Below are 10739 nucleotides of genomic sequence, written 5' to 3' on the forward strand. Positions count from 1 at the left end.
CATAACTTCGACCGCCAATTGATCCCGGCGATCGATGCTGAGATTTTGTAGTGGCCCCGATCGTTATGGCACTTGGCGTCATCCAGGTTCGCATGTCGTCAAGAAGTCGCCTCAGCCGGCCGCTTCCTGTCATGTTCAGCCGTATCCGATTGCAGAGGTCTTTGTCTGAGACACGACACACTTAGGCGCGAGTATTACGCAGCCCGGCGCGAAAAGCAGGCTTCCTCTTTGTTTTAACACCATCGTCGGTGGCACGCGGATTGCATGTGACTGTGAAGGCGCGGAGTCTACAACTAAATCCGACTGATGAACTGACGCAGCGAAACATAAAAGGAGTAGCCTCATGCGGGTAGCCGTCGTTTGGAACCACGATCGTACGGGCGTGATCAATCGGTTCGGTCAGCCCCGTCCAGAGGAACCAGAGGAACTTGGCCGCGAGACATTCGATGACGTGGTGGCGGCACTGCAAGAGGGGGGCCACGAGACGCTGCTGTGCGAAGGCGATAAAGGTCTGCTCGCTACGCTCGAGCGGTTCATGCCACCCGATCCGCAGGCCCGCCCCTCGGGAATGGTTTTCAACATGGCGTACGGAATTCAGGGCGAATGCTCTTGTGCCCACGTTCCGGCCATGCTCGAGATGGCGGGCGTTCCTTACACCGGACCGACCCCGCTCGGGCATGGGCTGGCGGACGATAAGGTCATCACCAAGAGGCTCTTACGCGATAGCGGCGTGCCGACGCCAAACTTTCGGGTCATGCGTCGCGGCACCGAGAGTACCGACGACCTACGCTTCCCAGTAATAGTGAAACCGCGTCACGAAGATTACAGCTTCGGATTACAGCTCGTACATGAGCCCGCTCAGTTAGGTGAGGCTGTGGAAGCGATCGTCACGCAATATGCGCAGGATGCGCTTGTGGAAGAATACATCGAGGGTCGTGAAATCTGCGTTGCTCTGCTTGGAAACGAAGAGCTCGAGGTGTTTCCCCCGGTAGAGATCGACCTCGGCGAAACTGGCCTTTTTACTTGGGAAAAGAAGAGGAACCTCGCGGCGGCGAAGCAGCCGATGATTTGGCCGGCACAAATCGCGAGCAGCCTTGCGACTTTGCTGCAGGATATTTCGGTTGCGTCCTTCCGTGCCTGCCAGTGCCGGGACTATGCCCGCCTCGACCTCCGGATCGATCGCTCCGGCCGGCCGTTCGTCCTGGAGATGAACTCGCCGGGGCTCAGTATGTACTCTACTTTTGCTAAAGCCGCGATGACGGCCGGACACAGCTACTCGAGCTTGATCAATCGAATCCTCCATGTCGGCCAGATGCGCTACTTCGGAATTGGCATCCCCCGGCCATGTTGGACATCTTGAAATTGTCTGAATGGCGGGGTGGGTGTGAATGCCCAGGAGACAAACCAGGCGCCCTCTTGGGCAATCTGGGGGGCCAAAACCTGAGCTGGAACCTCCTGCGCAGTTTTTGCATCATCGCTGAAGAGAGGAGCATCACCGGCGCCGCGAAACGTCTTCGAATGAGCCTGCGATCCGTCAGCCTTGCGCTGCAAAAACTCGAAGATCAACTCGACTGCAAGCTCGTCTTCCATGACCCTCGCCATTTTGCGCCAACATTGCGCGGCGAACAGATTTACCAGGAATGTTCCGAGATGTCCCGGTGCGTTGACCGAATCGGCATCCTCTCTCTCGACCGGAGCGATGACGAATTCGCAGAGCTGAAACTCAGCATGGATACCCGGCTACAGTCCACGCTTGTAGACGAAACACTCCGGCTCTATCACCAGAGATACCCATTTGTCACATGGCGCATTGACATCAAGACGTCGCTCGAAATCGTGCGACAGATCTCGATGGACAAGGCTGGCATCGGCATCTGTCTTTTGACAAAAAAAATGCCGACGCTGCGATGCCGCCACTTATTTCGAGAGGATTTTGGCATATTTTGTGGTGCCGAACACCCTCTATTCGGAGTTCAGGAGGTAGATGTCCGCAGGCTTCAACAAGAGCCCTTCATCGCCTTCGATTGCGCCACTGATGGGAGCGGATTCGAGCCGATGATCTTTCTACGAGAAGGCCTTGGTCTCGGACGTCGGGTTAGCGGATGGAGCCGCGATCTCAACGAGGTGCGCCGCATGCTGATATCGGGTTTGGGCATAGGCCTATTGCCCGTTCTCACCGCCCACGATGACGTGGCCCAGGGGCGACTGTGGCCGTTGCGGCTGTTCGATGAGCCGCTCGGCGCGGATGTCTACCTCATCTCTTCCAACTTGAGCTCGCTGACCCCTCCGGAACAAAAATTTGCCGATCTGATTGATGAGCTTCTGGGCCTTTATCCCGAGATGACCTGAAGGTGTGGCACCCAGCATTGCATCATCGAGCGCCCCATCAACGTCGTATGACCTTCATCGCGGCGGCTAGGTCTTCTTGCGGAAGGCCCGGTGGATTTGAAGACGGTCCGCCCGATCTCGTTCAGGCGGCCCGGGTGGCCCCGCGCAAGCTCCGTCAGATCCGCCACAATATCTTCTGCGAAGAATGCGCCCTCGGCGATCGGTTGCGCCAGATCGCCCGCCAGAACAGCCCCTGCGCGCCCGTCGACGAACACTCGCGCCCCAGTGATCGCAGCCGTATCACTTTCGCGCATGTCGGGCTTAAATGCGCCTATGAGATCGAGGTGCGATGCCTCCCGCAGCCAGGCGCCCGCCGCATCGGCCGGATATCCCGCTGCGGCGGCCGCATGACGCGAACGCTGCTTTACGAAGCCACGCAGACACTGGTGACGCGCGTGACGAAATGGTCGTGGCTGAGGGCGTGGGCGATGATTGTTGCCAGGCGGCGCGGCCGACAGAAGGCCATTGTCGCATTGGCTCGCCGGCTGGCGGTGATCATGCATCGCATGTGGCGCGACGGCACAGAGTTTCGTTGGACGCGACAAGACATCATGCCGAAGGCCGCCTTATCGTGCGCCCGACCATTGCAGCCTGCCGGCGCGAGCAGGGGCCCGTCAAGGGCAAGTCGCGGCGCGCTGACCTTCGGCCCCCTTGACCGGCCCTACTGCGCGCGCCGGCCGAACCGAAACCAGGTCGGGAGGGTCGAACAATGAGATGAAACATGATCGCAGAGCGAGCGTGACAAGGATCACCCCATAAGGTTCCACCAGCCGGTGGAAAGAGCGTCCTTCGCGGGACGATGGATGAGGTGAGTTCGCGAGGGTTGCAGTACCGGTCGCATCACAACGATCAGGACGCGTTCGAGATTGTTCCGCCTCATTCTTCTGATCCCCATCAAGGCGACGGCCGAGCGCCGATCCCGCAGTGAAGCAAGACCCCGCGAAAAACCTCAAATCCCGGTGAAGCCGAAAGCTTGAGAAGCGCTTGACTTCAACACGCCGAATAGAGAAGCAAACCCCGGACGCGCAGTGTAAGGCGAGCCACCTCACCGGCAGAAGCGGACATACGATCTTACCCTTTGTAGGGAGCCGGACAAACCTGTGAGCCTACCTGTCGGACGCGACAGTCAACCTCTTGATCACAGGTCGTTTTTGGTTGGCATACTTGTTGCTGGCGGAGGATTACATCATTCGCACATCAACGGAGCCGCCTATGTCCACGCAAACGATTTCATTCGAAAGCTATTCGCTGGCGACCGTAGAAGGCACGAGTAATCCCAACCTTGTGGCGGTGTATGACCTTCAACTGGCAGTGAGGACGGCCATATGACGACCTTAGGGGTTCATTCAGAAGTTGGCCGGCTACGCGAAGTCCTTGTTCATCGACCAGACCTTAGCCTCCGCCGGCTTACACCGAAGAACTGCAAGGGCTTCCTCTTCGAGGATGTGATTTGGGTCGAGCGTGCGCAACAGGAGCACGATGCCTTCGTGGAAAAATTTCGTGAGCGCGGTGTCGTCGTTCGTTCTTTGGGCGAACTGCTGTCGGAAACTATGGCGTTACCCGACGCCCGCGGCTGGCTCCTAAATCGACGCGTCTGTCCTTCAGTCGTCGGCCTGGATTTCGCCAATGAGTTGCGGAGCTGGCTTGACGAGATGCCGCCAAGTCAACTCGCGGCCTTGCTCATTGGCGGGATCGCGCGTGAGGATCTTGAGTTTGAGCCGCGCGGACTAACTGGGCGAACACTAAAGCCCGAGGATTTCGTTCTACCTCCTTTACCGAACCAGCTTTTTATGCGTGACAGTTCATGCTGGATCTATGCCGGGGTCTCGATCAATCCCCTGTACTGGCGCGCTAGACGGCCTGAGGCAGAGAACGTTGAGGCGGTCTATCGCTTCCATCCTCGATTTCGCGACGCCAGCTTCACACGCCTGTTGCCTGATCGAACCAACGGTGCGCTCAGTCTTGAGGGGGGGGATGTGATGCCAATTGGTGACGGTGTTGTTCTAATCGGTATGGGTGAGAGGACCACGCCGCAGGCCGTCGAGGCATTGGCGCGCGCCTTGTTTAAGGTCGACGAAATCACTCGCGTTATTGCGGCTCTGATGCCCCGGCATCGTAGCTTCATGCATCTCGACACCATCTTCACCTTCTGCGACCGCGACCTAGTGACGATTTACCCACCCGTGGTCGAGGGGCTGCGAACGTTCACTCTCCGCCCGGGCAATTCTGAGGATATGGTCGATGTCACTGAAGAGGATGAACCCTTCTTGTCTGTGGTGGCCGAGGCCCTAGGACTTAAGGCTCTCCGCATAGTGCCTACCGGCGGCGATCACTATGAGGCGGAGCGAGAGCAATGGGCTGACGCAAATAACGTAATTGCGGTCGAGCCAGGCGTTGTCGTTACCTACGACCGCAACGTCAATACGAATTCATTGCTGAGTCGCGCCGGCGTTGAAGTGATAGCGGTCGAGGGCGCAGAACTCAGTCGTGGACGAGGTGGCGGCCGTTGCATGACTTGCCCGCTAGCACGCGATCCCAGCTAGCTAGAGGGGCTTACTCGCAAAGACGATCCACTTCCCAAGTCACCAACCGCACGGTGGAAGGTGAACTTTTAATATATTGGCCAAGCGGGCCCCGGAAAAAATTGTTGCTCGCACCTGTTCTACCCCGGATGGCAGCCAATAAAGTTAGGAAAAGTTGAAAACTCTGACGATAAAGAGAACCTATCGGACACTGCCTATTCCGCGTTTAAATCAAAAGCAGAGCGTGTCGCGATATCGAATCAGGAGTGGAACTAGCGTGTAATATCCTGAGCTCGCCCGCATTCCGGCGATTTGTGTCCATTCCGAGAATGCGATGCTTCTCCAACAACCTGCAAAATGGGGTAAAAGATGTCGTCCATCCCGCAGCGCGCGGATGCTGTGCTAGAAGTCAATCTGGCGGCAGTCCAGGCAAATTTCCAGACTGTGTCGGCCATGGTCGGACCACATGTAAAGGTGGCTGCAGTCGTTAAAAATGACGCCTACGGGCTTGGTATTATTGACGTCACAAGGACGTTGGCCGCCGCCGGATGCGATCTATTTTTCGTTGGAGATCTCCACGAAGCGATGCTCATAAGAAGTTCCATGAGAGGCGCGACGGTTGCGGTTCTCTGTGATCAATTTACGACGTTGAGGAAATACTATAGATCCAGCCGGATTACACCTGTAGTGAACAATTCCAGTGAACTGGACGCTATTAGCGCTGCAGGCGAGGCGCAAACATATTTTCTCAATGTGGAAACCGGCTTCTCTCGCTTCGGGCTTACTTTTGACGACGTACGCAGAAATTATCTTTCCGGCACTTTTAAGCGGCACCCTCCCTCAGTCGTCCTCAGTCACCTCGCTTGTAGCGATCGCGTTGCCGACGCAATGAATGTGTTGCAGAGTAATCGCTTTCGGGCGATCTCCAATCTGCTTAAACCTGCCCGTTGCAGTCTAGCCGCATCCGCCGGTGTTTGGCTCGGGAAGAATTTTCATTTCGATATCGTCCGGGTGGGTTCAGCGCTTTTTGGTCTCAACAACGCCGGCATTCAACCGAACCCTCTTCTGCCCGTCGTAAAACTTCAGGCAAATATACTCGATGTGCGCAATGTGCCCAAGGGTGAGGCGGTCGGTTATGGCGCGACATTTCGTACGGTTCGAGACAGCCGCATAGCTATCTTGGGCATCGGTTACAAGCATGGCCTTCCATGGGCCTGCGGAAACAAGATATCCGTCCGGTTTGCTGGATATTCGGCTCCTCTAGTCGGAAGAATGTCGATGGAATCCACCGCGATTGATATAACGGACGTTCCTGAGGCAGTTTGTCTTCCGACCGTCTCGGTGGAATTGCTGGGTGAGAGTTTCACCGTGAATGATCTTGCAGCGGCCGCTGACGCTTATGCCCCGGAAGTGCTGATGCGCGTCGCCGCCGGTTGCGCAAGACGATACTTGAATGTGCCCTCTGCACTGCGATCGTCAAGAGTTAGGACTGATTAATGGCAAGTCCGGGTTCGAAAGCGATCGGCTCGGTAACCATGCATTGCAGCTGGGTCTGGCACCGTTTCCGCTCTGTGAGGCGGGAATCATCCATCTCAACAGGTTGTCCTCGGCCAGTTCAAGTCGGCTGACGGGGACCCGCCGCACCGGCTGTGGCCGGTAGCGACGTTGATGCCCTGCGTACGGCGACCATGAGCCAGCGCGTGAACTGGGTGCTCGATGCCGATTGGTTTTGAGCCGATACTGCCGCGTCGTCTATGCCATTATAGCGGTGGAGCCATCGTGGCAGTTTGGCCTTGGCAAGGTATGCAACGGCGACCGCGACGACGGCGACAGCGCTCTCCTCGCGCTCATTGGGCATGACCTGGCGAAGGCGACACGGTGGCGGTTGACTGCGCCCTTACGTCGGCCGGTGATGCGATGTCCCACAGAGCCGATCCGGCCGAGCTTCTTAATGCGACTTAGATGTGCTAGGTGCGTCTTCCGGTATCCATCCGGTGGCGGACGCGGACGGACCTATTTGTCGCGATGGATGGCGATGAGGTTTTGAAGGCTTTCGATGCCGAATTCGGAGAAGGCAATGACACCGTCTTCGTGGTCTGCCTCCTAGACCCAGATCAGACCGTCCTCGGGTTCGATGGCGATTTCGGCAAACCAGTCTCATCTTCACCGAGTTCCCGGGCGACAACTGCGATGGTTCGCACGGAATGGATTTTGTTGATGAGCCTTGTCAGGCCGCGATTGCGGCGGGCTTGCGCCAGTTCCACGGCAGCAACTCGTCGAGGCGGTCGGCGGGGCGCTCTGTACGCGTGCAAGCACATCGGTAAGCCAGGCTTTGCGGGTCGACATCATTGAGCTTTGCGGTTTACGCCAAGTATACCGCTCAAGGCAAATGGCCTGAGAACAGCGGTTACTACAAAGGCGCGTTACTCTCATCGGGAATCGGCTGCGTAGTGTGACGCCGACGTGGCTATGCATCCTTTACCTTGCAAGCAATGGACTGCGGGCGTGCACATGTAAGCATGCGGTTGAGGGTGCCGCAGCCGATCGCGCCTCCCGTCTCCTAAGCGTGAAACATTGGAGTCCGCATACTCGGTCCGATAACTGATGTGTATCGCCCGATTGCGGTCTCGACCCGCGCCTTTGCCATAGCCGGTGGAACCTTGCCATTTCATTCTCGGCTCTGCTGATTGCGGCGAAATGCCGGTCCCTTTGGCCAAGCTCTATCGTCGGTTGGTTTTACCGCGTTGGCGTGAGGCGGAATGACGGTAGCCGCTGTGATCGATGACTGCGGCGTAGCGGGCGTTATGATGGTACGGTTGGCAGTAAGCCGTCCCATCGGACCAATCTGGTCGAGCAGGGGGCGCACGAGAGACATCGCCAGTTTGCTGATCCGTCATGGGCATCGGCAATGATCTGTCCGCTATCGGCATCAGGACGAGATGCAGCTTTCGCTAACCACGGCGGGATCTGGCGCCAGCTTCCCTCCCGCCCCCGGCCTGGGCCGTGACCTTGAAGACCCATGCTGTCCACCAGAACATCCAACCGCTCGGCAGGTGGAACCTGATTTTCCGGCCACTTTCCGGCAGATGCGCGTCTTGGTGCTTGCCATCCGAACAGGGCATCCGATGTCACCACCACGTCAGCTGCCAAGCAGACGAAGTCCCCTCATCTTCTCAATATATACGCGCCGCGACCAAGGTGAGAGCCTCTGCCGGAACGTCTCGTGTGATCGGCGAGCGTCACCTCCACGAGGTTCTCGACCAGCGCAGGCTGAAGTGGTGCAATGCTCGGGGCATGTCTTGTCGCGCAGCAAATTGTTTATGACGCCCTTCCTGCCGCCGCCACACGCCCGATCTTCGACTGGCTAACTAGCACGATCCAGCCGGCCCCAGAGCACCAACAGAGTGAAACGCGCTCGCCAGAGGCAGATGACGCAACGCTCCTTCGAGCATAACTATAAAGGCCATATATTTTCACAAGGACTTCACAATACGATCACAAAAATTTACTATCGCTTGATTTCAAGATCAGACCGAACTTGCTACACATACTATGGAGTTGGGGCAAGGAAGAAGCGTCTTTTATATAACTCGCGATTTGTTACCGATCAGTTTGCTAACGTGGTTTGAGGAGTTGGTGCCGCGACAGGCGAAAAGCGCCTGGCTGGTCAAAGTTTTTCCGCAATAACGCTGATAGCCTTTATTCTGTAGGAGCTTATGCAACATGAGAATAATGTCGTTTAAACCAGGCCATGACGGCGTAATTGCAGGACTGGATGCGTCAGCAGCCGAGCTCATCTATTCATACGAGGCTGAGAAGGATAGCTTTCCCAGATATTCGACCATCACTCCCTCAGCGGTCCTCGACGCCGCTGGCCGCTTGCACGACATTCCCGATGTGATTGCCGTGAGTGGCTGGTCGATCACCGAAATCCCGGGCCACAGGCCCGTTGCGGCAGGCTACTTTGGCCTTGGCGACGGATCGGAGATTGTCGGCAAGACATCTATCTTCGGCAGGAATGTGCATTTCTATTCCTCAACGCACGAACGCTCCCATCTCTGGGGATCCTACGGCATGTCACCGTTCCCCCTGGGAATGCCCTGTTATGCCCTGATTTGGGAAGGGGACATCGGCGATTTCTATGAGGTCGATGAGCGACTGCAGGTAGCTCATTTGGGAAGAGTAATAACGGCTCCGGGTAGCAAGTATGCTCTTCTCTACGCGTTGGCCGATCCGAAATTCACCTTTCCCAAAGGACACTTGCGCTTCGAAGACGCCGGCAAGGTAATGGCGCTTTGCGCCTATGGGCAGGCCGGATCGCCTGACCGGGACGAGCAGGCGCTGATTAATTACCTACTTCCAAGCGATCTGTACCCGCTGTCCAAGGAGACTCTGCGGAATTCGCCCTACTACAACATTGGCGTAACCGATCAGAAGTTCACTAACCTTGCTAGGCAAGTTTCTGACGCCATTTTCGACTCGTTCCACACTTTCGCGAAGAGGCATCTGACAAAGGGGTACCCGCTGCTGATTTCCGGCGGATGTGGATTGAACTGCGAGTGGAATCGCCGTTGGCTCGAAACAGAGCTTTTTTCAGATGTTTTCATTCCGCCATGCACAAACGATACGGGCTCGGCGATCGGGACCGCAGTGGACGCCATGCGGCATTTCACCGGCAATGCAAAGATCAAATGGGACGTGTATTCAGGCCAGCCTTTCATATTTGACGAGCTCGACCGGACCGAACTCGAGATCTATCCACTCGACTACGACCACGTGGCCTCGGCGTTGCTCGGGGACAAGGTGATCGGCTGGGTACAGGGGAATTGCGAAATCGGGCCACGGGCGCTCGGCAACCGGTCAATTCTTGCGGCGCCTTTCTCAAAAGCAACCCATCAGCGGCTAAATCGCATCAAGAACCGGGAGGGTTTTCGCCCGATCGCGCCGGTTTGCCTGGAGCAGGACGTCGCGCTCCACTTCGACTTGGCACGCCCGTCGCCCTACATGCTTCTTTTCCAGAAGGTTCTCGATAGTCGGTTGGAGGCCGTCACGCATGTTGACGGGACCGCGCGGGCCCAGACAGTTTCGCTGGAGCAGAACCCGCACCTCTTTCAACTGCTTACCTCGTTCAAGGCGAAAAGCGGGGTCGGCGTTCTCTGCAACACGTCGCTGAACTTCAGTGGTACCGGCTTCATAAACCGCGCGAGCGACTTGCTGACCTATGCCCGAGCCGCAGGTCTCGACGGATTTGTTATCAACGATTCTTTGTACCTTTTCCAGGAGTCTCGCTCGGCATCGATATGAACTGTCTACTATCGACTCTGCGATGTTCGAAGGTGGCAGCTTTAGCGGCCCCTATGGTCCCTCAACGGCCCTGTCGGCGGCGTCAAAGGCGGGAAGAAAGTATTAACAAAGCGAACGCAATTCAGAATGGAAACCGCGGAGTCAGCTATGTCCGGCGAAGATGCTGCGGCGCGCGTTTACATGGGCAATAATTTATCGATAAGCAGAGCTTCACTTGAGAAAGTGGACGTTTAGGGTGAGTGCCACGATGTGATAATGTCACGTTCTACCAAAGTAATACCATTCAACGGTTCACTACTGAACTTAGGCTTACGCTTCCAGAAAGACTCGCAGAGCGCGCCGGGCACGAAAGCGCTCAACAAGAGTAGAACCCACTGGTCGCCTTTTCCCGCACCATCAGTGTTCGAGCCAGCATTAGCGTGGACCTTACAAGGCCCAAAGGAGACTTCGGCATGAAAGCAAAGAGACGGTTTTTCGAGGAGCCCCTAATTCAGGCAGACCCCGAACTAGCACGTTTAATCTCAG

General features: G+C 56.7%; 6 protein-coding genes and 2 pseudogenes. 6 read left to right on the top strand and 2 right to left on the bottom strand.

Annotation, left to right across the window (positions count from 1 at the left end):
- The first annotated feature begins 343 nt into the window (after positions 1-343).
- Together NKJ17_RS30550 and NKJ17_RS30555 are read left to right on the top strand one after the other, a co-directional pair.
- The gene (locus tag NKJ17_RS30550) at positions 344-1360 is read left to right on the top strand and encodes a D-alanine--D-alanine ligase family protein (protein WP_352691481.1); all 1017 of its coding nucleotides are present in this window, start codon (positions 344-346) and stop codon (positions 1358-1360) included.
- Between the two features lie 56 nt (positions 1361-1416).
- Positions 1417-2349 carry a LysR family transcriptional regulator gene (locus tag NKJ17_RS30555; protein ID WP_352691482.1) on the top strand — a complete coding sequence of 311 codons (933 nt, stop codon included), beginning with the start codon at positions 1417-1419 and terminating at the stop codon, positions 2347-2349.
- Here NKJ17_RS30555 and NKJ17_RS30560 read toward each other — a convergent pair.
- Positions 2331-2642, bottom strand: coding sequence for a hypothetical protein (locus tag NKJ17_RS30560; protein ID WP_352691483.1), 312 nt, complete (start codon positions 2640-2642; stop codon positions 2331-2333). The two genes, NKJ17_RS30555 and NKJ17_RS30560, sit on opposite strands and share 19 nt — an antisense overlap.
- A 54-nt stretch (positions 2643-2696) precedes the next feature.
- Here NKJ17_RS30560 and NKJ17_RS30565 point away from each other — a divergent pair.
- The 3 genes and pseudogenes from NKJ17_RS30565 to alr all read left to right on the top strand — a co-directional run.
- Positions 2697-2939 (top strand): annotated as a pseudogene (locus NKJ17_RS30565) (IS110 family RNA-guided transposase); the annotation flags it as partial.
- A 774-nt stretch (positions 2940-3713) separates the two neighbouring features.
- The gene (locus tag NKJ17_RS30570) at positions 3714-4931 is read left to right on the top strand and encodes an arginine deiminase (RefSeq protein WP_352691484.1); all 1218 of its coding nucleotides are present in this window, start codon (positions 3714-3716) and stop codon (positions 4929-4931) included.
- 348 nt (positions 4932-5279) lie between these two features.
- Positions 5280-6407 carry an alanine racemase gene (alr, locus tag NKJ17_RS30575; RefSeq protein ID WP_352691486.1) on the top strand — a complete coding sequence of 376 codons (1128 nt, stop codon included), beginning with the start codon at positions 5280-5282 and terminating at the stop codon, positions 6405-6407.
- 730 nt (positions 6408-7137) lie between these two features.
- Here alr and NKJ17_RS30580 read toward each other — a convergent pair.
- Positions 7138-7272 (bottom strand): annotated as a pseudogene (locus tag NKJ17_RS30580) (transposase domain-containing protein); the annotation flags it as partial.
- Positions 7273-8642: 1370 nt separating this feature from the next.
- On the opposite strand from NKJ17_RS30580, the gene NKJ17_RS30585 reads away from it, so the two are divergent.
- The gene (locus tag NKJ17_RS30585; RefSeq protein ID WP_352691487.1) at positions 8643-10214 is read left to right on the top strand and encodes a carbamoyltransferase C-terminal domain-containing protein; all 1572 of its coding nucleotides are present in this window, start codon (positions 8643-8645) and stop codon (positions 10212-10214) included.
- The last annotated feature ends 525 nt before the right edge of the window (positions 10215-10739 follow it).

The organism is Mesorhizobium sp. M0208 (genome assembly GCF_040322015.1).
Lineage (GTDB): Bacteria > Pseudomonadota > Alphaproteobacteria > Rhizobiales > Rhizobiaceae > Mesorhizobium.

Excerpts from the sequence above, each read along its gene's own strand:
- NKJ17_RS30585 (WP_352691487.1), top strand. The coding sequence starts at position 8,643 with ATGTCGTTTAAACCAGGCCATGACGGCGTAATTGCAGGACTGGATGCG.
- NKJ17_RS30560 (WP_352691483.1), bottom strand. The coding sequence starts at position 2,642 with ATGCGCGAAAGTGATACGGCTGCGATCACTGGGGCGCGAGTGTTCGTC.
- NKJ17_RS30550 (WP_352691481.1), top strand. The coding sequence starts at position 344 with ATGCGGGTAGCCGTCGTTTGGAACCACGATCGTACGGGCGTGATCAAT.
- NKJ17_RS30570 (WP_352691484.1), top strand. The coding sequence starts at position 3,714 with ATGACGACCTTAGGGGTTCATTCAGAAGTTGGCCGGCTACGCGAAGTC.
- alr (WP_352691486.1), top strand. The coding sequence starts at position 5,280 with ATGTCGTCCATCCCGCAGCGCGCGGATGCTGTGCTAGAAGTCAATCTG.